At 43.1% G+C, this 21,453-nt stretch carries 14 protein-coding genes and 8 pseudogenes; 6 read left to right on the top strand and 16 right to left on the bottom strand.

What is annotated here, in order from left to right; translation table 11 throughout:
* From JCM21738_RS23235 to JCM21738_RS08780, 4 genes and pseudogenes are all read right to left on the bottom strand, one after another.
* A partial coding sequence (locus tag JCM21738_RS23235) for a transposase (protein WP_173401224.1) occupies positions 1 to 143 on the bottom strand: 143 nt, incomplete at its 3' end.
* A gap of 192 nt (positions 144 to 335) precedes the next feature.
* On the bottom strand, positions 336 to 803 hold the full coding sequence (locus JCM21738_RS08790; protein WP_243462962.1) for a hypothetical protein: 468 nt from the start codon (positions 801 to 803) through the stop codon (positions 336 to 338).
* Positions 804 to 1,035: 232 nt separating this feature from the next.
* The gene (locus tag JCM21738_RS08785) at positions 1,036 to 1,554 is read right to left on the bottom strand and encodes a DUF84 family protein (protein ID WP_023626945.1); all 519 of its coding nucleotides are present in this window, start codon (positions 1,552 to 1,554) and stop codon (positions 1,036 to 1,038) included.
* A 65-nt stretch (positions 1,555 to 1,619) separates the two neighbouring features.
* Positions 1,620 to 2,692, bottom strand: a pseudogene (locus tag JCM21738_RS08780) (M42 family metallopeptidase).
* 204 nt (positions 2,693 to 2,896) lie between these two features.
* Between JCM21738_RS08780 and JCM21738_RS08775 the strand changes: the two are divergent.
* The gene (locus JCM21738_RS08775) at positions 2,897 to 3,211 is read left to right on the top strand and encodes a PepSY domain-containing protein (RefSeq protein ID WP_023626943.1); all 315 of its coding nucleotides are present in this window, start codon (positions 2,897 to 2,899) and stop codon (positions 3,209 to 3,211) included.
* Positions 3,212 to 3,245: 34 nt separating this feature from the next.
* On the opposite strand, the gene JCM21738_RS08770 is transcribed toward JCM21738_RS08775, so the two are convergent.
* Positions 3,246 to 4,085 (bottom strand): YtnP family quorum-quenching lactonase, encoded by an 840-nt coding sequence (locus JCM21738_RS08770; RefSeq protein WP_023626942.1) that lies wholly within the window; start codon positions 4,083 to 4,085, stop codon positions 3,246 to 3,248.
* A 399-nt stretch (positions 4,086 to 4,484) separates the two neighbouring features.
* Positions 4,485 to 5,129 (bottom strand): tRNA (guanosine(46)-N7)-methyltransferase TrmB, encoded by a 645-nt coding sequence (gene trmB / locus JCM21738_RS08765; RefSeq protein ID WP_023626941.1) that lies wholly within the window; start codon positions 5,127 to 5,129, stop codon positions 4,485 to 4,487.
* Between the two features lie 147 nt (positions 5,130 to 5,276).
* Here trmB and JCM21738_RS23230 point away from each other — a divergent pair.
* Positions 5,277 to 5,554 (top strand): annotated as a pseudogene (locus JCM21738_RS23230) (YtzH-like family protein).
* Between the two features lie 3 nt (positions 5,555 to 5,557).
* On the opposite strand, the gene JCM21738_RS08760 reads toward JCM21738_RS23230, so the two are convergent.
* The 5 genes and pseudogenes from JCM21738_RS08760 to thpR all read right to left on the bottom strand — a co-directional run bounded on the left by JCM21738_RS08760 (position 5,558) and on the right by thpR (position 11,325).
* On the bottom strand, positions 5,558 to 6,331 hold the full coding sequence (locus JCM21738_RS08760; protein ID WP_023626939.1) for a phosphotransferase family protein: 774 nt from the start codon (positions 6,329 to 6,331) through the stop codon (positions 5,558 to 5,560).
* A 276-nt stretch (positions 6,332 to 6,607) separates the two neighbouring features.
* Positions 6,608 to 8,757: pseudogene (pulA, locus tag JCM21738_RS08755) on the bottom strand (type I pullulanase).
* Positions 8,758 to 8,808: 51 nt separating this feature from the next.
* Positions 8,809 to 9,723 (bottom strand): diacylglycerol/lipid kinase family protein, encoded by a 915-nt coding sequence (locus tag JCM21738_RS08750; protein WP_035209225.1) that lies wholly within the window; start codon positions 9,721 to 9,723, stop codon positions 8,809 to 8,811.
* Positions 9,724 to 9,753: 30 nt separating this feature from the next.
* Positions 9,754 to 10,713: a hypothetical protein gene (locus JCM21738_RS08745; RefSeq protein ID WP_023626936.1), complete on the bottom strand. Its 960-nt coding sequence runs from the start codon at positions 10,711 to 10,713 to the stop codon at positions 9,754 to 9,756.
* 36 nt (positions 10,714 to 10,749) lie between these two features.
* On the bottom strand, positions 10,750 to 11,325 hold the full coding sequence (gene thpR, locus JCM21738_RS08740) for an RNA 2',3'-cyclic phosphodiesterase (protein ID WP_023626935.1): 576 nt from the start codon (positions 11,323 to 11,325) through the stop codon (positions 10,750 to 10,752).
* A 221-nt stretch (positions 11,326 to 11,546) separates the two neighbouring features.
* Between thpR and cysK the strand changes: the two are divergent.
* Positions 11,547 to 12,481: pseudogene (cysK, locus tag JCM21738_RS08735) on the top strand (cysteine synthase A).
* A gap of 320 nt (positions 12,482 to 12,801) precedes the next feature.
* Here the strand turns inward: cysK and speD are convergent.
* The 3 genes and pseudogenes from speD to pepV all read right to left on the bottom strand — a co-directional run bounded on the left by speD (position 12,802) and on the right by pepV (position 16,186).
* Positions 12,802 to 13,655 (bottom strand): annotated as a pseudogene (gene speD, locus JCM21738_RS08730) (adenosylmethionine decarboxylase).
* A 225-nt stretch (positions 13,656 to 13,880) separates the two neighbouring features.
* Entirely contained in the window at positions 13,881 to 14,735 is an 855-nt protein-coding gene (dat, locus tag JCM21738_RS08725) for a D-amino-acid transaminase (RefSeq protein WP_023626932.1), read from the bottom strand.
* 36 nt (positions 14,736 to 14,771) lie between these two features.
* Positions 14,772 to 16,186: pseudogene (pepV, locus tag JCM21738_RS08720) on the bottom strand (dipeptidase PepV).
* Between the two features lie 497 nt (positions 16,187 to 16,683).
* Between pepV and JCM21738_RS23225 the strand changes: the two are divergent.
* A pseudogene (locus JCM21738_RS23225) lies at positions 16,684 to 16,904 on the top strand (DeoR family transcriptional regulator).
* Between the two features lie 35 nt (positions 16,905 to 16,939).
* On the opposite strand, the gene JCM21738_RS08715 reads toward JCM21738_RS23225, so the two are convergent.
* The gene (locus tag JCM21738_RS08715) at positions 16,940 to 17,656 is read right to left on the bottom strand and encodes a pseudouridine synthase (protein WP_023626929.1); all 717 of its coding nucleotides are present in this window, start codon (positions 17,654 to 17,656) and stop codon (positions 16,940 to 16,942) included.
* A 220-nt stretch (positions 17,657 to 17,876) separates the two neighbouring features.
* Between JCM21738_RS08715 and JCM21738_RS26690 the strand changes: the two genes are divergently transcribed.
* Positions 17,877 to 17,999: a hypothetical protein gene (locus JCM21738_RS26690; RefSeq protein ID WP_256360190.1), complete on the top strand. Its 123-nt coding sequence runs from the start codon at positions 17,877 to 17,879 to the stop codon at positions 17,997 to 17,999.
* A 39-nt stretch (positions 18,000 to 18,038) separates the two neighbouring features.
* Here JCM21738_RS26690 and JCM21738_RS08710 read toward each other — a convergent pair.
* Positions 18,039 to 19,665, bottom strand: a pseudogene (locus tag JCM21738_RS08710) (putative polysaccharide biosynthesis protein).
* 293 nt (positions 19,666 to 19,958) lie between these two features.
* Here JCM21738_RS08710 and JCM21738_RS08705 point away from each other — a divergent pair.
* Positions 19,959 to 21,227, top strand: coding sequence for a BaiN/RdsA family NAD(P)/FAD-dependent oxidoreductase (locus JCM21738_RS08705; RefSeq protein WP_023626926.1), 1,269 nt, complete (start codon positions 19,959 to 19,961; stop codon positions 21,225 to 21,227).
* The last annotated feature ends 226 nt before the right edge of the window (positions 21,228 to 21,453 follow it).

Genomic DNA, 21,453 nt, shown 5'->3' with positions numbered 1-21,453 from the left:
GGTTCACATAAGGTACGCAGTATTTCCCCAATATCTTTCTTGATCTTTCCATATATGATCTGTCTTCTGTACTTTGGGGCGAATACGATGTGATACTTACAATTCCAGGTAGTGTGTGCTAAACTGTTATTGTCTTTGGACATAGGACTTCCTCCGTGCTGATATTTTGGTTGGCGAACCAAGAAATATTTTAGCACCAAGAGGAAGTTTTTTTAATACCACGCTGAAAGCTTTTTGGAACCTCGGGCATAGCCCGGGGTTTTCATTTTCACAAAAAAAACGCCATCAAAATGAATGGCGTCACTTTACTTTCACAGAGTTGGCGATTTCCATCATCACTTCTGCATCTTCTTTAACATTCCCGGTTCGGTAGTCAACTTGATACCACCTATACCGATGATGAGCTGATAATGGTCTTCCTTCAGTTCTTTTACAAGCATATAGCCAAATTTGCCATCTTTACTAAAGGTCTCATTAGCGTCCCATTCCTTCTGCTGTTTCACAGTGGAATCATAAACGACTTTACTATCCGCTTTTTCATGCTGATTATAAAAAAGAATGTATGTCTTTGAACCATCTTTGAGCAATACATTATTCGGTGTTTCTTCTTCTACATTGACACCCGTCGGCAAGTAATAATCTATGTCTTTAGTACTATTATTCGTTTTTTCAGGTTGGCTTTCAAAAGTAGTGCCAACTTCCTTTTTCATATCAGCCTTCTGTTCGAAAAACGAGGCAGAACAAGCGCTAAGAAGAAATAACCCCACAAAGATAAGCCCAAATGCCCTTCTGAACTTCATCATACTTTTTACCCCCTCGCTAAGGACTTAACCACTTCTTTTCTATCATACCTTTCTTATTTGATAGGTGACAAGGCTTGTCGAGCAATTTTTGTTGATATTTATGATATTTTTCAGAAATTTGTCGAGAAATCTTGGTATTGGTACCCTGTTTTTCAAAAACAAGGTTTTTTTGGGGCCAATCGGCTTCATGGGTGTTTAAGTTCATCGAAACAGATGAACAAAAAAACAGCTTTTAGACTGTCTTTTTAACTTGCCCTATTTGATATTCATATTGTCCGGCGAGCAGTTTCATGACATGTGCGAACATTTCGCTTCTGTTAATTTGTCCATTCGTGAAAATTCCAACCGCGCCTTCGTTTTTGCGGACATTTTGTTTTTTTGCATATTCGTCCATTACCGGTCCCAGTTCGGCCCCATTTAATAGCTGCACTGCAATTTCTTCTGGGAGTGGAATCCTTGCGCCACCGGCAACGATTGGTTCCATTCCTCTGGCTGCCAGAGCTCCCCAATTGCAAAGCATCAACCCATAGGGAGTTTGCTGGACGCCTCCCTCTAAACCAATCCCAATTTCTGCTTCACCCAGTTCAGCTGCCTGTATTGCCCTATTGATCGCCCCTTTGATTGTTTCCTCATCGGACATCGGCTGTTCGCTTACTCCTGATTCGGCATCTACAGAGATAATTTCGTCTTTGAAGACGTTCTTAACTGCATTGATTTTTGCCGGATTCTTTGAACCTATTGCAACTCGCATTATTTATGCCACCCTTCATGCATGAAAAAGGAGCAGTTTTACCTGCCCCCTCATTTCTCTTTTGATTAGCTATTACTCTTGATTGTTTCCACAGTTGTCTTATCTGCTGCTTTTACAAGCTTGACGAGAAGTTCCTTGGCTGCCGCATAATCATCGACATGGATCATGGAGGCTGCGGTATGGATGTAGCGTGAGCAGATGCCGATTACGGCGCTTGGAATACCTTGATTGGAAGTGTGCACTCTTCCTGCATCCGTACCACCCTGTGAAACGAAGTACTGGTAAGGAATATTATGAGTTTCAGCCATATCAAGAATGAATTCTCTAATGCCACGATGTGTGACCATTGAGCGATCAAGGATCCTTAACAAAGTTCCCTTGCCTAGCTGGCCAAATTCGTTCTTATCACCTGACATATCATTAGCCGGACTTGCATCCAATGCGAAGAAGATATCCGGGTCAATCATGTTCGCTGCAGTCTGCGCGCCTCTCAAGCCGACCTCTTCCTGTACCGTGGCACCTGAGTACAACATGTTTGGCAGCTGGATGTCCTTCGTTTCTTTTAAAAGCTCGATTGCCAGGCCGCAGCCATAGCGGTTATCCCAAGCTTTAGCAAGAATCTTCTTCTCATTTGCCATCGGAGTGAATGGACAGATCGGTACGATTTGCTGTCCCGGTTTGATGCCGATTTTGATGGCATCTTCTTTATTGTCTGCACCGATATCAATCAGCATATTCTTGATTTCCATCGGCTTATTGCGTTTTGCCTCATCCAGCAGATGAGGCGGAATCGACCCGATTACACCTGTTACCGGTCCATTGTTGGTGATGATCTGGACGCGCTGTGCCAAAAGGACCTGGCTCCACCAGCCGCCAAGCGTCTGGAATCTGATCATCCGTTTTTCGTGATCGATGTGACCATGAAGCCAACTTCATCCATATGGCCAGCAACCATGATTTTTGGGCCGTTCGGGTCACCTTTTTTAACGCCGAACACACTGCCCAGTTTATCCTGGATCAGTTCATCAGAATACTGTTCTAATTGCTCGCGCATAAACTTGCGTACTGCATGCTCATTGCCCGGGGCTCCAGGCAATTCTGTCAAAATTTTAAACAGGCTCAGTGTTTGCTCGTTCATTTAACTTCTCCTTCTCGCTAAAAATTTAGATTTACTAAAGATTATGTATTTATACTTTCCATTTTACAGAACATTCTTTATGCTTGCCAGTCTTAATCCTGTCGTACGCATTTTTTGCGGGCATTATTTCTTTGCTACACTTGAGTGATTTGTTATGATGAAGGTAACTTGAAATTCCATATTTAACCTTGGAGGTCCTTGACTATGAACTGGAAAGCCTTTTTCATTGGCGTTGGCGCCGGCCTGGCAGGTGCGTATGCTGTAAAGGAACTTGCTTCACAAAAAGAAACCGTGTCAGCTGATAAAGTGCTGAATCATGCAAAGGCAGCGTTTAAAAAATCGGGGCCAATCAGCGGCTCATGGATCAATATGACTGCCGAGCCTTATTCAATAGCCCCCCTTGATTATCAGGTATATAAAGGCGGCATCTCCCGCAATGTCGACGGCAAGGTGGAACAATTTGAATTCATCGCTGATGCATCCACTGGAGCGATACTCGATGCTTACCCACTAGATTAATATTGGATGGAATCTAGACCTGCTTAGCGCAGGTCTATTTTTTTCTCGCAATCGATTCTGTTATTTTACCATCCTGACCGAATTTTACTGCACGATAGACCGCATCATGGTAAAAAGTGAACCAGGCGTCCCTGTTGATTCCAAATTCCAGCCATTTCTGCTTGGAGAAAATTGAATCCATAGGGTAATCGTCATAGGCCAACACCCAGAGAGGATTTTGGTGAGCATGAGTTGGCATAATATCAGCCATGTGAACGACTGTCAGTTCTTCATCTTCAATAATAAGAATTGAATGGCCATCACTATGTCCACCAGTGTGGATCATTTTAATTGGACCAAATGACCATTCTTTCTCAAAAGTCTCAACCTGCTGTTCAATTCCGTGCCAGTTTTCTTTCCAATATGTACTCTTTGACCTGATATTCGGATTGCGCATCTCATCCCATTCTACTTGGGAAGTGACAATTTTCGCGTTTGGGAAGACCGAAACAAGTTCCCCGCCTGAAACCTTCGTCAACCCGCAGGCATGGTCAAAATGCATATGCGTCATCAATAGGTAATCGATATCTCCCGGCTTCAAGCCCAGCTTTTCCAGTTCTGAATCCAGTCTTGATTCCTCAAGGACTCCAAAATTGCGTTTTTGCTTCTCATTCAGTTTTCCATTACCCATGCCGCTTTCAACAAGGAAATTCTTTCCCTCGGCCTGGATTAAAATCGGATCTGCTCGCAGCTCAATCTGGTTTTTGTCATTAACAGCATATTTGCGTGACCATAACGCTTTCGGCACAACCCCAAACATCGCGCCGCCATCAAGATGATTGACTCCGCCGTTCAGCCACTGCAGTTTAACATTCCGAAGCTCAAGCTTTTCCATGGTGCATCCCCCTTTTTTACTTGATTGTAACACCGGAATTTTAAATTTTTAAATAATTCATCTTATATTGCTTCATTTCTTGCACAGTTTCGCGATTTTTTGGTCCAACCACATTAACAATAAGGTTGAATTATAATTTCCGGCTACTCATTTGATCAATTTGTTTACTTCCTAGCCTTTTTCATACATGAAAATATTTTATTGGCGAAGTTCACAATTTTATTGGCGATATTTTATTTTTATTGGCGATAATATGATTTTATTGGCGAAAATAACTTTTTATTGGCGGTTTTCACATTTTTATTGGCGAACTGGAAATTACCACGCTTTTTTTCCAATTGTACTGATGTTTTTTCCATGTAAAAAAGCCAATCGACACTGATCGATCGGCTTCACAACTTATTTAGACTGAAACTGTACCTCACAACGATAAATGCGGCTGCCGCGAGAGGAAAATTTCTCTTCGTATTCTGTCTTGACGTTGCCTTCGAAATCACTGTTGTGAAGATCGAGGCTGACATAGTTAAGCTTCATGCCATAATACGAGAAGCTGACAAGGGAGTACTCGAACAATCCCTGGTTATCTGTCTTGAAATGGATTTCACCATTTTTAACAAGGATGGATTCGTAGACTTCAAGGAAGGACTTGAATGTAAGTCTTCTTTTTTCATGGCGTGTCTTTGGCCATGGATCAGAGAAATTCAAGTAAACGCGGCTGACATCTCCGCTTTCAAAATACTTTGCAAGCTCCGCACCATTTACGTTCATCAGTTTGCAGTTTGGCAAGTCTTCTTCAATCAGCTTGTCCAGCGCGCTGACGATGACGCTTTCCTGCAATTCAATGCCAATATAGTTAATGTCAGGGCTGGCTTTTGCCATTCCAGTGATAAACTGGCCTTTTCCCGTTCCAATCTCAATGTGTAGGGGTTGATCCTTCTCAAAAACTTGACCCCATTTCCCACGGTGCTGTTCCGGTTCATGAATAACAAAATTCGAATACTGAAGTAATTTATCTTTAGCCCAAGGCTTGTTTCTTAGTCTCATACTGACACCTCTGTACTATTTTCATTCGTTTCAAACAATATCATGCAACCCATATGTTTTCAAGGTGAAATTTATCCTGGCTGCATAAACACAAAAAGGAATCCACAATCTATAGGTGAATTCCTTTTAAAAGAAAGGGTGATCATCGTGCCTTTAAGCCACCATGACCAGGTAAATTTATTAAAGGATATATTAAGCAACCAGCAAACGGACTGCTGCGGTTCGGTTGCGGAGTATCAACAATTGGAACGTCTGATCAAATCGTTGATGGTCAACACGAATGTTGACGCAACATCAAATCGATTCTTCAGGATGTTTACCAGTATAGCCAAAATGGTGTCAATGCCTCTGACTTGGAACAGCATATCCAAACAAATCAGGGTCAGCTGTCACAATGGGTGAATGACATCGGGACATTCTCATAAAAATTAAATAAGTGCTTTTAAAAAATCAATCCATTTGTCCATTTCGGGAATGCGATTCTGATTTTTATGCCATTGGATTGCTGAAAGAGATTGTGCAACTGCATACCATTTCATTCGTTGCTTAAGGTTTTCTGTCAGGAGTATGCCGTATTTATCCAGCCATTCCTCCCATTCCTCTTCCGGTATATAGGAATACAGGAGAAGTCCGAGGTCGATGGCAGGGTCGGCAATCATCGCTCCATCCCAGTCAATTAAATACAACTGGTTGTCTTCGGTAAGCAGCCAGTTGTTATGATTTACATCACAATGGCAGACGACCTTCTCTTCCACATCAATATTGCCAACGTTTCCAGTTAAAAACTTTAATGAATCTATGACAGCTTGCTTCGTGCGAAGTTCCTCATCCAATTCCTCATTCAGCGCTGAAAGGAACATCTCGGGCTTCAGCGGGCTTTTTCCCAGCCTGGTAAGCATCCCAAGAAGCGGTTCTGAAGCATGGATCTTCTTCAACAGCTTAGCCACACGGTCAATATTCATATCCCCGGGTTTAAGCTCGCGTCCATTCATCCATTGCTGTGCCGTAATGACATCTCCATTTTCTAACCTTTTCGTCCAAACAAGCTTGGGTACAATTCCTTCTGCGGAGAGAACAGCAAGAAAAGGGGATGAATTGCGTTTTAGAAAAAGCCTTTGTTCTTCATACTGCGCAAAATAAGCGGCACCGGTTGCACCACCTGCAGGAACGATCTCCCAATCCTGTCCAAATAAATGTTCCAAAGTTAGTCACCTTCATTTATCACTATTTCCCTTATGCTAAAAACCGGAAATGGATTCTAATCTTAATTCGCCGTTGTTATTATTATCGGAAATAAAAAGACAGCTATTGATAGAAAAATACACACAATAGCTATCTTATAAATTTTATCCCCTAGAGGCTGAGTACGTCAACCCCATGGATCTGAAATTAATATTGTGAAAAAGTTATCAAAAGAAAAGCAGAAGTTCTTTATTGAGTATTTATAAGGGCTCGAACTGGACTAAACGAGAGTATCCCTATTTTGCCAGCACAAACAGCGAGCATGGCTCCAGCAGCACCTTATCTCCTTCTATATGGCGATATGGCTTTGCTGAAGCCTTTTCATGGTCAGCAAGGACACTCCATCTCGCATCCTCTGTTAGTTCCACAAGCTGCTGATCCATGGATGGATTTATGAGCACGAGAATTTTTTCCCAATGTCCGCTTTGTTTTATTTCTTTTAGCGAAAAGCCGATCAGCGGAGCCGGCAATGTAAAAAATTCCATATTCTTTCGGATTTGTTCACTGTCAGGAAGCCGGAAAGCTTCGTTTGTTTTCCGAATTTCAATGATTCCTTTGATGTATTGGACATTATCCATGTTTGCATCACGAAGGTCCCAATCCATCCAGTTTATTTCATCTGGAGATCGGTAGCTGTTGCCAATTCCTTTTTTCGACCTGAAAATTCCTGGCCGCTGTGCAAAAATGGGATTCCCTGGGCCAGTAATACCATCGAAGTCGCCAGCCTGTGCTGCTTCTTCAAAATAGCTTCATTCTGGTCAGGGTCACTTATTTTCAGCTTATCCCACAATGTATGATTGTCATGCGATTCAATGTAATTAACCGATTGTCCCGGCTGCAAAAACAGGCCCTGTTTCCGCTTACCGATTCCAATGCTGCCAGCCATCACCTGTTTGGCAGCTTCCAGATAACGATCATTTCCTAATGCGTAGCCTTTATCGTAAATGTTGAAAGTACTGCCTTTAATGGAATCGCGGAACCAATCATTAAACTGGCCTATTCCAGTAAGCTTTCCCTGGTTCAAAATATTGGCTTTCCGATCAGACGGGAGCGGTGTATTCAGGTCCCAGCCTTCACCTATGATCAAAATGTCGGTACTTATGCTATTTACTGCCTTCCTGACAGCAGTCATTGTCTCGATATCAAAAATACCCATCAAATCAAAGCGGAAACCATCGACTTGATATTCATTTAGCCAAAAAATAACAGAGTCAACGATAAATTTTCTAGCCATCATCCTTTCGGAGGCGATATCGTTCCCAACTCCGGTTCCATTAGAGGGAAGGCCATGTACATCATGACGAAAAAAGTAACCTGGAACAACTTTTTCAAAAGGAGAGTCCTCGCGTATGTATACGTGATTATAGACCACATCCATAATGACACCCATTCCCTGGCTGTGAATCGCTGAAATTAACTGTTTAAGCTCCATGATCCGATTATAAGGATCCCCGGAATCAGAAGCATAGCTCCCATCAGGGACATTATAATGAACCGGATTATACCCCCAGTTATAGTCCCTTGCAGGCTTCAGTTCGTCTACTCCCTCAAAATCGTGGAATGGAAGCAGTTCTAAATGAGTGATACCGAGATTTTTAATGTAGGAGAGACCAGTTTCCAACCCCATCGGACTTTTTGTTTCCATTTCCGCAGCTCCCAAGTATGTTCCCTTCCTTACAGCTCCACTGTTCGGGTGCATCGTCAGGTCCCTGATATGAGCTTCATAAATGATAGCATCAACCGGCCGTTTTAATTTCGGGGCATCAATTATGGGGACCTTTGCTTTTGCCGGATCGATAACAACGCCATATTCACCATTGACCGTTAAAGCAGTGGCATAAGGATCAACAGCTTCTCTCCACTCAAGATTGATACATACCAGGAACGAATAGCGATAAAGCTCAAGATTTCCTGCTAACTCTATGCTCCATACGCCTTTATCAATCCTATTCATATCGATAAGCTCGGGGTTTTGGTCATCTTCCTTGAAAAGCCTTAGCCTTATTTTTGTAGCGGTAGGAGCCCATAACTTGAAAAGAGTTTTTTCAGGTTTGTAGCTGACACCAAGATCATCGCCGCCGTAAAAAAATAATGAATCAAATTCCTCTGTTCGGATGACGGCTCCGATTTGCAGATCCGTCTGGCCGCCATGCTCATCCCAAATTACGTATATTTTGCCTAGTTCGGGCCTAATACTTGATAAGCAAATGTATTTTATTGCATCCTCCAGCAATACCTTCTCTTGAATTGCCAATGGCAAATCAACGCCTTCTCCTTTTAGGCGGAACACATTGGAGGTTCCTTGAAAATATGAATAAGGAAGCAATACAGTAATAACATCCACTTGATCAAGATAGGCGTTAAAATCCCTTTCAATGGCAATCATTCATTTTCAACTCCTCGGTATGCCCTGGATTGATTTTACCAGATAGAATCTTCAAGCTTTTGGACATGCCTGGATTTTCAGCGGTGTATGTCCAATCGCTTCACCATCTGCATGAGCTAAAACTTCATCAGTGGATTCGATGGTGATCGATTTGCCGGTAAACTGCTCAACCTCCGGGAACATAGTATGCTTTCCCCAGAAGACGCTGACGAAAACCAATAGCAGCTTTAATCTCGAAATCCGGTGCACGACAGTGATATCGAGAATTCCATCATCCGGGAGAGCCGCAGGCGCAATCTTCATGCCCCCTCCGTAGTATGGCTGGTTCGAAACCGTGACAAACCAAGCGTTGCTGTATTTGTACACTTTGCCATCAATGGTCACTTTTATTGGAATCGTCCTGAAAGTGAGCAGTTTTTTGACAAGGATATAAACATAGACCAGCCTGCCCAATGAAAAACGGTTCAGGAGCTGCTTCATCCTGGACTCATTCGAATCCTTCGCGACCGCAGCATCAAAGCCTACTCCCATATTATTCATAAAATAGGTTTCTTGTAATTCATTGTGCTGAATTTTTCCGATATCGATTTCAGCCGGTTGGCTACTGCTCTTATCCACCAATAAGCGCAAGGCATCGATTGACTTCTTCGGTATTTCAAAACCTCTTGAAAAATCGTTCCCTGACCCGCCTGGAATGAATCCTACAGTAATGTTCGAATAGGATGCGGTGCCGTTAACCACTTCATGCAGTGTACCGTCCCCTCCGACTGCCGCAATCACTGCCAGGGTCCCGTGAGCCTTGCGGGCAATAGACTCTGCAAGCTCCTGCGCATGCCCCGAGTACTCAGTAAAAAATGCAAGGTACGGAATGTCCAATTTCTCCAGCTCTATCTCTATGTTTCTCCAAATCTCCCGGCAGCTCCCATTTTTCGCATTGGGGTTGACGATAAAATAGATCTTCTCCATATGATCAACCTTTAACTATTTAATTGTTTTTTATCCTTCTGTCTTTGGATTGTTTTCCCACTCAAGCCTTCTGACGGATGTTGTCTGGCAGTATTGCAGAAGAACCTGTGCTGCTTTTAATTGCATATGCTTCAATGGAGATTTCATGCCTCTCAGGGATATGAACCATTCCTCGAAATTGCGTTTTTCAATGAATTGCACTCCATAAGTCTGGAGTGGATAGTCAAAGAATCCATTCCTGCTGATCAGCAGCTTTTGCACAGGAAGATCGACACCGTACATGTCAAATAGTGTCTTGACGATTTTCTCTGTCCTATTTAGCGCAATCAAAGGATTAAGGATTTTCTTTTCCTTATTTCTCGTCTTCTTGATCCAGAAGCGTTCCTTTGACCCGACATAAGCAGCATCCTCTTCGGCTTCGATGAACGAAATGCACATGGCTGCAGCTGGAGTGATGATGATTAACTCGGCTTCGACCGGTGCTTTTTTTAATAAAAATATAGGTTTATATAAAATGAGGAAGGTATCAGGAAATCGCTGCAGCAAAAATTTTAGTGTCGGATCATTGTTGAATTCTTTTGCGATAAAGGATCGTTCCGTCAAAGTCGAGCTGGCCCATTTCAGCTGGAATGGCAGCAATCCGTCGAGGAAATGCTGTTTTAATTCTTCGATCGTTTTTATGTTAGTGATTGAGTTCAAAGAACCAGCGTCCATTAAATTCTCCTGGTCTTCCAGGTTCTCATGAGCACTCTCTTCATTTGCAGTCTCTGGGTGGCGCACGATGCTTCTTATTTTATGGAGGATATTATTAGGCTGCTCTTCCTGTTGTGGATCAATAAAGTTTTCAATGTTTTGGACAGGACCGTTCTCCCATTTATCCTTAATGCCCTCCCATTGCTTTTTCTTCAGACGGACATATCTTGAGGGATAAAGGTAAATGTCCTGGGCATAGCGTGATACATAGTCTTGAAGCTTGATTAATTGTGCCATAGATTGACCTGCCTTTATTCCTGCTTCCCATTCAGATTAAGTCCGGGAAGCAAGCGGGAATAGTGTAATTGGTTCATATTTTGGACTTTTCCCCAAATGAGTCTTGTACAAAACGACTCTTTCGGCATGAAAAATTAATTCTTCCTTAAATGGGTTCATCGCCTCTAGCAGATCAGCTTTGAAAGCTTCCTCGCCAACCCATTTCCTCGCAATCGTGATATGAGGGCTGAACGGGCGTGTTTCAAGGGTAAAGCCAGAGGCCTCGCATGCAGTAAACACAGCATTTCTAACAGCGTTCAATTCATTGGATTTTTCAAGTCCGGCCCAAAAAATCCTCGGAGAGTCCTTTCGGCCAAAGATGCCTAATTGATCGATTTCCATTTTAAATGTAGTTGTTTTATTTAGTGCTGCGTCAATCAACTCATTAGCAGCCTGGATTTTAGCTTCAGGTGCATCCCCGAGGAAAGCGAGCGTAATATGTAAATCCTGTGGATGTACCCAGGTTTTAAAAGGAAATTCACCTTGCAGTCTGTGGATTGTGCCCTTCAGCATTTCTTTTGTCTCCCCTGGAAGTTCGAGAGCATAGAAATAATGTGTTTGCTGACCCGTCAATCAAATACACCCTTTCTTGTACACTTGAATTTATTGTAGCAAATGGTTTGGGATATTGGCAGAACTTCCTAATAAACATTTCTAATCCACACAAGTTGATAGGAATAGTCTTTTTTTATATGATAAGAAGAAGCTAACATTATTTTTCAGTTGCTTATCATCAATTATTCACTTAAATGGAAATACTAAAGCAGGTCGATATCGATCAAGGAGGCTATCACATGAGAGTCGTTAACAATATTGCTTCATTAATTGGAGAAACACCGCTTGTAAAATTGAACGCACTCGCACCTGAGGGCGGGGCAGCGGTTTACTTAAAGCTTGAATACTTCAACCCTAGCAAAAGCGTAAAAGACAGGGCAGCATTCAATATGATTGTTTCAGCCGAAAATGAAGGAAAACTTAAACCTGGCTCCACAATCATTGAACCCACAAGCGGCAACACTGGCATCGGCCTGGCTATGAACGCGGCGGCAAGAGGCTATAAAGCGATTCTTGTCATGCCAGACACGATGACAGAAGAGAGAATCAATCTGTTAAAAGCATATGGAGCAGAAGTCGTGCTGACTCCTGGCGATGGAAAAATGCCGGGGGCGATCAAAAAGGCAGAAGAGTTGGTAAAAGAGATTCCCGACAGCTTTATGCCGATGCAATTTGAAAATGAAGCGAATCCAGATGCTCACAGGCAAACAACAGCAAGAGAGATCATCGAGGCGATGGAAGAACTGAAAAAGCCGCTCAGCGCATTCGTGGCAACAGCAGGGACTGGCGGGACCATCACCGGTACAGGCGAAGCCCTAAAAGAAGAGTACCCTGATCTTGCAGTACACGTTGTTGAGCCTGCCGGGTCGCCAGTCCTCTCCGGCGGCAAGCCTGGGAAGCACAAGCTCGTCGGCACAAGTCCTGGATTCATCCCAAAAATCCTCAATCAAGATGTGTATGAGAAAATCCATCAAATCGAGGATGAAGATGCTTATGAAACAGCACGTAGACTGGCCAAAGAAGAAGGCATACTTGTCGCCCATCATCAGGAGCCGCTTGCTTCGCCGCCATCAATGTCGCAAAGAACCTAAAGCCGGATGAAGTCGTCATCTGCATTGCCTGCGACACAGGAGAAAGGTACCTCTCAAGCGATTTGTTCAGGTTTGAGGATTAGTCATGAAGAAAACTCGCCATGTGGCGAGTTTTTTACTTTAAAGAGGAAATGAAATAGATACATTTTGACATTTTAGTATCCTTATGTAGCAGGTTTCTCTTGCATAAGGGTACCTTTCCGCTCTAATCGTACCCTTATGCACATCATTTCCCTTGCATAAGGGTACCTTTCCGACTGAATGAGGCCCTTATGCAGGTCTTTAACTCCACATAAGGGTCCCTCCCCATTCAATCTTTGACTATAAAAAAAGACTGGAGACGAACTTAACGCGGTTCGTCTCCAGTCTTTGATCAATCCCATCCACACGCCTTTTTCAATCGCTATTTTTCCATCTGTTCATCTTCCTCTTCATCCTCAAAAATCGTACCCGAATGGAGTGTCACTCCTGACACGATTTCTTCCATTTCATCCTGGATTCTTTCGGTGATCTCTTCACGTTCTTCAGGAGATAACTCTTCTTTTGTATAGCCGAAAAGGTAATTATTCAAATCGAATTCTCTTAGCTTGCACTTTGTATGGAAAATATTTTCTGATACACATTGATATCGACCATATCGAATTGATCTTTAACATTCTCAGGAATATAGTTTTGAATTGAGCTGATATCGTGGTCGATGAACAATTTATTGCCATCTTTATCACGCGTAAAGCCTCTTACCTTATAATCGATTGTCATTACATCAGTTTCAAAAGAATGAATCAGGTAATTCAACGCCTTCAGCGGCGAGATTTCTCCGCATGTAGATACATCGATATCAGCCCTGAACGTACTGATTCCCTCATCCGGATGGAATTCCGGATACGTATGGACGGTGATATGGCTTTTATCCAGCTGTAAGACGACATTGTCAGGCAGCGGGCCTGGCGACTCGTCATACACTTCATCAGGCACCTCGACAACAGGCCCTTCAGAAACAAGAATGGTCACGCTTGCACCCTGAGGCACATAATCCTGCTTGGCCACATTCAGAACATGGGCACCAATAATATCTGAAACGTGAGTGAGTATTTTAGTCAGGCGGTCAGCATTATACTGTTCATCAATATAATCAAGATAAGCTTCACGCTCTTCTTTTGTCTTTGTATAACAGATGTCATACATATTAAAACTTAAAGATTTCGTCAGATTATTGAATCCATGCAATTCAATATGCTGTACAGAAGTAATTTTCATTTCTGTTCCCCCTGTTCGGTATTCTCATGTAGTTTGTCTGATTATGAACAAAAGCAGGTATCCTGATGATTTAAATATTTTTATGATACCCATTCCTGCCAAGAAAAAACAAAGCAAGCGATAAATCCTTCAGGTGTAGAATGCCGAAGTTGATATTTTAAATAAGCTGCAGTGTCACTTATTTGTAAAAAAATAACCCGCAGCTGTAAAGCCGCAGGTTAAAAGTTATAAATTGCCGCACTGGCGTTCAATTTCCGCCTTAAATAGGTTTTGCAGGTTCCTGGTGACAGGACCTGGCTCCCCATTTCCTACAGGCTTCCCGTCCACTTCAACAATCGGCATGACTTCGACTGTTGTTCCAGATGAAAACACCTCATCAGCCGAAGACAATTCGTCAAGGGTGAAAGCTCGTTCCTCAAAAGCAATATTCTCATTGCTGCAGATCTCCAGCACCTTTTGTCTGGTAATTCCATTGAGGATGAAATTGTCTGCCTGGTGTGTGATGATCACGCCGTCTTTCACAATCGAGATGTTGGAATGGCTTCCCTCTGTTACCGTTTCTCCTCGATGAAGGATTGCTTCAAAACAACCTGCCTCTGCTGCCTTTTGTTTCGATAGCAGATTCCCAAGCAAGTTCAAGCTTTTAATATCACAGCGAAGCCAGCGGATGTCTTCATCCAGGATAGACCTGACTCCTTTTTCCATGGATTCCACAGGGCGTGCCACCTTGCGCGTGTAAGCGACAAAGGTTGGGGCCACATCACTGGCAGGGAAAACATGATTACGAGGCGAAGTCCCTCTTGTAAATTGCATATAAACAATACCAGTATCCAGTTCGTTTTTCGAGATAAGCTCTTCCATTTTGGATTCAAGCTCCTCAGTACTGAAAGGCAACTTCATCCTGATTTTTTCTGCACTCTCTACAAGTCTGTTCAAATGCTCTTTTCCAGTAAACATTTTGCCATTATAGATCCGGATGACTTCATAAACACCATCGCCAAATTGATAGCCTCTATCCTCAATGTCTACCTTGGCGACCGTCCGGTCAAGAACTTCGCCATCTACAATTACACATTCCATGCTCTTTCCCCTCCTTGATTTCCGGTAATATCTTTTTTATCTTGCCAATTCATAGATAGCCTGCGCGTAGATTGCAGTTGCTCTAAGAAGATCTTCAATAATCATATATTCATCCTTCTGGTGGGCGATATCAGGTCTTCCTGGGAAAAGCGGACCAAATGCCACACCTGACTTCAACGACCTTGCATATGTTCCGCCGCCAATAGAAATAAGCTCCGCTTTTTCACCAACCTGCTCTTCATATACTTTTTTCAAGGTCTGGATGAGGAAGTCACTTTCGTCAACATGATGCGGATTAGAGTTTGAGAAATTCTCGATGGAAAATTCCTCAGCGTCTAAAACCCCATTTAATATTTCTTTTGTCTTTTCAAGATTGGTTGTCACCGGGTAGCGCATATTCAAGCCAGCGCGGCCACCTTTATCCTTTGAGTAAGATAGCTTACCAACATTGATCGTCAAATCTATGGTGATGTCATCGGCATAAGCGACGCCCAATTCCCTGCCGCGTGAATCTTTGCCCAGGTACTTGGCGACAAACTGAAAGAACTTTTCACTGTTTCCATCAAGATTCAATTCAGACAGGAATCCTGCCATATATAGGCCTGCATTTTTGCCATTGTCTGGCTCCATGCCATGTGCTGAAACACCTTCAAGCTCAAGGATCAGCTTACCGCTTTCCACTACTGCCTTGCCATCTAACTCATTGTTCCTTTTGAATTCCTCAAAACGCTGGACAACATCCGTTTGTCCTTGCTGAACGACCAATTCTACCTTCGCAAAATCAGGTACCATATTATAGCGGCGTCCTGATGAAAATTCGATTACTTCAGCATCGAAGTCTTCTTTTGCAATACCGTCTGCCTTTGATACCAAATCATAATCAGCGATCCCTTTTTCCGCGTAAATGATTGGGAAGTCAGCATCTGGCGCAAAGCCATCGCTGGCATTTCTTCATGTTCGAAATAATGGTCAACACAGCGCCATTCGCTTTCCTCATCCGTACCTATGATCATCCTGACTCGCTTGTTCAGAGGCAAGCCTAATTCTTTAACTATTTTCATTGCATAATATGCTGCCATCGTGGGCCCTTTGTCATCGATCGCGCCACGTGCGTAGATTTTACCATCACGAATTTCCGCACCGTATGGGTCACTTGTCCAGCCATCCCCCTCAGGTACAACATCGACATGGCAAAGAACACCGACAATTTCGTCTCCTTGCCCGAACTCCAGATGCCCGGCAAGATTGCCGACATTCTTTGGAGTGAAGCCATCCTTTTCACCTAACTGAAGCAAAAAGTCCAAAGCTTCCTTTACCCCTTCACCAAGCGGTGCCTCCGGAGACGCATTTTCTTCGTCAAGAACACTTTTGATTCTCAGGAGCTCCTGAGCGTCTTTAATCAAATCTGCCTGTCTCTTTTCTACTTCTTGTGTCCAATTGATTGAAGTCATCCATTCAAACCTCCCAATTTACTTTTATATGTATAAAGGTGTTATTCCCTTTTCAGGAACACTTAAGCGAGAAGATTTTCTTATTGTACTCTAAATCCCCATTTGAAAACTTGAATATTATTTTACTCCTTATAACCTCTTTTCGTAAACTCTGGGTAAAATTTAAATTACAGTCTGATGTGTTTTTGTAATTTTCTAATAACTGTCATATTTAACCTGTTTAACACCATATTGTTAAGTATATAAACCATTATGAAGGGGGTACGTTCTCAGTAAATTATTAATTTTTCATAAAAAACAGTAAATAATCTGGAATTATATTTTATTAAAGTGTAAAATAGTCCAAAAGGTAAGACATCTTAAAACTGCCTTTTAAAATGGACGCAAAAGGAGCTGTCTGGAAAGAAGAAAACTACATACTTGAGGATTCGTCTTCAATCAATAGTCGGTTGCAGGAATATGACAAAGGGGTTTAAAAAAGGATAGGGAGTGGTTGTTTGAAACCTTCAACTAACCGGATGATAAACCGCATCAAATCCATCTACATGTATATATGTCAGAATGGCACTGTCACAACTCAAGATCTTGTAGAGGAATTCGGAATTACTCCTCGAACCATCCAGAGGGATTTGAATGTCCTGGCTTATAACGACTTAGTGAAAAGTCCGAGCGAGGTAAATGGACAACGACCCAGAAAAAGGTAAAGATGTCATCTTAGTAATAGAAAAAATCGCCAAAGCAATTTGGCGATTTTTATACTTCATAGGTTTGCAGCATTTCCACTTCTTCGTCTGTCAGCTCCCTGTATTCCCCGAGCTCCAGTGTTTCATCGAGCTTCAGCGGCCCCATCGATAACCGTTTCAGGTAAATGACCCTTTTTCCCACTGCTTCGAACATCCGCTTCACCTGATGGAATTTTCCTTCGGTGATCGTCAGTTCAATATCAGAAGTTAAGCCGGATTTTAAAATAACGAGGTCCCCTGGCTTTGTTTCATAACCATCATCCAGGGTGACGCCTTCTTTGAATGCTTCGATATCATCTTCCGTCACTTCTCCCTCAATAACCGCGAAATACGTTTTTGGCACATGTTTTTTTGGCGATAAAAGCTTGTGGGAAAGCCGGCCATCATTGGTGATCAGCAGCAGGCCCTCCGTATCCTTATCCAGCCTGCCTACCGGGAATGGCTCAAATACCTGATCTTCGATCTCAAGCAGGTCAATGACCGTCTCATCAAGGTTGTCCTCCGTCGCTGAAATGACGCCAGGCGGCTTGTTCATCATTAAATAAATAAATTCTCTATAATGAATTTCTTCACCGTTTAAAGTAATTGAATCATTCTCAGGATCCACATGGTGCTTTGCATCTTTGACAATTTCATTATTAACTTTTACAGCGCCATCTTTTAAAAGTTTCTTCACGTCTTTCCTGCTTCCATACCCAAGGTTGGAAAGCACTTTATCGATTCTCATCGTATACCTCCATTTATTCATATGGGCAGGTGCCCATTCCATTTCGTGCCGCCTTACATAGACTAATATCATAGTTTAAATCAGATTATGAGGAGATGACCTGAATGAACCATCGACAACAAGGGCAAGGCTTGTACATCCCAATCCCCGGTCTGCCAGGCGGAGGCGGCGGATTCCCCGGTGAGGATACCCTGGCGGCGGCTATCCCGGCGGCGGACAGTTGGATCGCCTTGAACGTCAGATTCAAAGATTGAACAATCAGTTGGACCGGCTTGAGCGCAGGGTCGACAGGATTGAGCGGCGCCTTGGCTTAAGGCAAGAAGACCAGCATTTTTATTACTAGTCAGCAAAAATGGCCCTCATGTCAGAAGGCCATTTTCTTTTATACAGGCAGCCTTAATTTTTGCTTGAGCTTGGTCACCCTGTCTCCGAAGAGCCTGTCCACCAGCTTTGTCCGGAGTCCCAGGTAGAAGTAAACACCAGCTCCGACAAGCGCAGAGATTCCGATGATGACAATCGACTGGAACTTCGCAGCAGGTGAAAGGAATTCAACAAGCACTTCATAGAAAGCCATCGTAACGCCTGCCATCAAACCTGAGAAAATCAAAATCAGGATGATTCTTCTCGTCACAAAGCCCATTGGGTATCTAGCGAACTTTTTAATCACAAGCAAGTTAATTATGATTGCTGCTATATAGCCTAAAGCAGTTGACATTACCGCCCCCTGTGTTTCAAAAAGCTTGATCAATGGGATGTTAAAGGTTAGCTTCACCAATAATCCCGTCAGCAAACTCAAAATCGTGAATCGCTGCTCGTTGATCCCCTGGAGGATGGCAGCGGTGACGGAGAAGAGCGCGAAAAGGATGGCTACTGGTGCGTAGGTTCTCAGTACTTCGGTTCCTAAAGGATCATTCTCAAAGAAAACGGTGAACATTGGCTGTGCCAGCAGAGAAATCCCCAACGCTGCAGGCACAGTCAGATACATAAGTACCTGGAAGGTTTGGTCCAGCTGGCGCCGCATTCCTTTTCGGTCATTATCAGTGAAGGCTTTTGTAATGCTTGGAACCAGTGTTAAAGAAAATGCAGTAGCCAATGAAACCGGAATAATTACCAGCTTATGCGTCTGGAAATTCAGTACACCAAAAGCTGCCTGGGCTTCTTTATGGACTACGCCAGCAGCACGCATTGCCCTCTCAAATGTCAGCATATCAATGAACTGGAATAATGGATTGGCGATCCCAACAAAAACAAATGGTGCTGCATAGATTAAGATTTCCTTATATATTTCTTTTAAGGAGACATCCATTGTCCCCTTGTCTTCTTTAAGCAACTCATCGAGGTGAGGTTTACGTTTGAACCAGTACCATCCAAGTACACCTAAACTTCCAAGTGCCCCAATAAAGGCTGCAAAGGTCGCAACGCTGACGGCTGAAACCATACTTCCCTTCATGATGTAAAGGACAATATATGCACCCGACAGCAAAAAGACAATCCTGACGATCTGCTCAACAACTTGCGATACAGCTGATGGCCCCATCGATTGATGCCCCTGGAAGAAACCTCTGATCAAGCTCATGAATGGAACAACAATCAAGGCAAAACTGACAGCACGTATAACAGTTGTAGCATCCTGTGCGCTGATGACGACATCATCATCATCACTGCTGGAAATGACTATGTCCGCGAGACCCGGTGCTGTAAAATACATGATCAAGAAGGAAATGAAGCCTGTAGCAAGCATGACGATGACACCCGATTTAAACAGTTTCCTGCCGACAGCATATTCCCCAAGCGCATTATACTTAGCGATGAATTTAGAGACTGCAAGCGGCACCCCCGCAGTTGCCACGCTAATAAAAATCGTATAAGGAATATATGAATAAGAATAAAGTACCGTCGTATTTATCGATAATCGCATAAAAAGGGATAATATAAAACAGTCCCAGCACTTTAGACAAAATCGTGCCAAGCGTCAATATGAACGTCCCTCTTAAAAGCTTTGATGACATAAAATCCCTACTTTTCAATCTATAAATTAAAAACAGATTACAAACTTGTATTTTACCATAAACACAATCAGACACTATGATATTTATCAAGGGATGAAAAAATTTCCTGCATCCTTGCTGCACAAATTTCCTGCATTCCCTAGTTTACTCCTTCTCGAGCATGACTGCCAGTTTTCCGGGCTGTAATCCGTTTAAAGAACCTAATTCAAGGCAATGTTTTTAATGATGAGATAGATTATAATAATGAAAGTGCAAAATGCATTTAAAAAGTGAAACGAAAAGTTGGTGAAGCAATGAAATATGATGTAATCGTCCTTGGAGGCGGTCCGTCTGGCTTGATGGCCGCGATTGCTGCTGGTGAGCAGGGCGCAAAAGTGCTGCTGATCGACAAAGGAGACAAGCTAGGCCGAAAGCTGGCAATCTCGGGAGGCGGCCGCTGCAATGTGACCAACCGGCTGCCAGTAGATGAAATCATTAAACATATACCCGGAAATGGGCGGTTTTTATACAGTGCACTGTCGATTTTTAGCAATGAAGATATCATTTCATTTTTCGAAGGGCTAGGAATACAGCTAAAAGAAGAGGATCATGGCCGGATGTTCCCGGTCACGGATAAAGCTCAATCAGTTGTTGACGCTCTTTTATCAAAGCTTAAAGATTTGAAAGTGGAAATCAAGACGAACACCCCTGTTGCCGATGTCCACTACAAAGATGGCAAGGCTGAATCTGTAGAATTGAAAAATGGTGAATTGATTTATGCGGACAGTGTCATCATTGCCGTCGGCGGAAAATCAGTGCCTCATACAGGCTCCACCGGAGATGGGTATGCCTGGGCGGAAAAAGCAGGCCACACGATCACAACTCTGTTCCCGACTGAAGTTCCATTGACGTCCTCTGAACCTTTTGCAAAAGAAAAAGTTCTGCAGGGACTTTCGTTAAGGGGAATTGGGCTAAGCGTCCTTAACCCAAAAGGAAAAGCGCTGATCACTCATAAAATGGATATGATCTTCACACACTTTGGCATCAGCGGCCCAGCAGTTCTCCGCTGCAGCCAGTTCGTCGTCAAAGCGATGCAAAAGTGGAATCTGAAAGAAGTCGTCATGTCCCTGGACGCCCTTCCTGATATGAAAGAGGAAGAATTGTTCCAGGAAATCAATAAACTGATCAAAGCCGAGCCAAAAAAAGCGGTGAAGAATTTATTGAAGGGTCTCCTGCCAGAACGGTATCTACTGTTCCTGCTTGAGCTGAATGAGATTGACCCGGCGATGCAGGGCGGACAGCTAGGCCATGAAAAAATAAGAAGCTTCGCCAAATCAGTCAAGCAATTCGAGTTCAAAGTGAACGGCACCCTGCCGCTTGATAAAGCATTTGTCACCGGAGGCGGCGTTTCGGTTAAAGAAGTCGAGCCGCAGACAATGGCATCCAAGAAAGCAGAAGGACTTTACTTTTGCGGGGAAATCCTCGACATCCATGGATATACAGGAGGCTACAATATTACCTCCGCACTTGTTACCGGCCGGCTTGCTGGTACTAATGCTGGAAAATACGCGCTGCAGAAATAGATTAGATGACTTAGTGTCCGTCATGACCTTAATGACGGACACTTTTTCTGGCTTCCCGTCTATTTCTGTCCGTCATAGACTTGATGACGGACACTTTTGCTCGTTTCCTGCCAATTTCTGTCCGTCATGGCCTTGATGACGGACACTTTTACTAGCTTCCCGTCTATTTCTGTCCGTCATGGGCTTGATGACCGACAATTTTATCTGTAAGTCATCCCTAAATACA

It is taken from the genome of Mesobacillus boroniphilus JCM 21738 (assembly GCF_000517385.1).
Lineage (GTDB): Bacteria > Bacillota > Bacilli > Bacillales > Cytobacillaceae > Mesobacillus > Mesobacillus boroniphilus.
Note: the sequence above shows the minus strand (reverse complement) of the source record. Positions and strands in the feature narration are given on the sequence as shown.

What these genes read in the sequence shown, in the direction of transcription:
- JCM21738_RS08790 (WP_243462962.1), bottom strand. Translation starts at nt 803, where the DNA reads ATGATGAAGTTCAGAAGGGCATTTGGGCTTATCTTTGTGGGGTTATTT.
- JCM21738_RS08785 (WP_023626945.1), bottom strand. Translation starts at nt 1,554, where the DNA reads ATGCGAGTTGCAATAGGTTCAAAGAATCCGGCAAAAATCAATGCAGTT.
- JCM21738_RS08775 (WP_023626943.1), top strand. Translation starts at nt 2,897, where the DNA reads ATGAACTGGAAAGCCTTTTTCATTGGCGTTGGCGCCGGCCTGGCAGGT.
- JCM21738_RS08770 (WP_023626942.1), bottom strand. Translation starts at nt 4,085, where the DNA reads ATGGAAAAGCTTGAGCTTCGGAATGTTAAACTGCAGTGGCTGAACGGC.
- trmB (WP_023626941.1), bottom strand. Translation starts at nt 5,129, where the DNA reads ATGAGACTAAGAAACAAGCCTTGGGCTAAAGATAAATTACTTCAGTAT.
- JCM21738_RS08750 (WP_035209225.1), bottom strand. Translation starts at nt 9,723, where the DNA reads ATGGAGAAGATCTATTTTATCGTCAACCCCAATGCGAAAAATGGGAGC.
- JCM21738_RS08745 (WP_023626936.1), bottom strand. Translation starts at nt 10,713, where the DNA reads ATGGCACAATTAATCAAGCTTCAAGACTATGTATCACGCTATGCCCAG.
- dat (WP_023626932.1), bottom strand. Translation starts at nt 14,735, where the DNA reads ATGGAATGTGTAATTGTAGATGGCGAAGTTCTTGACCGGACGGTCGCC.
- JCM21738_RS08715 (WP_023626929.1), bottom strand. Translation starts at nt 17,656, where the DNA reads ATGAGAATCGATAAAGTGCTTTCCAACCTTGGGTATGGAAGCAGGAAA.
- JCM21738_RS08705 (WP_023626926.1), top strand. Translation starts at nt 19,959, where the DNA reads ATGAAATATGATGTAATCGTCCTTGGAGGCGGTCCGTCTGGCTTGATG.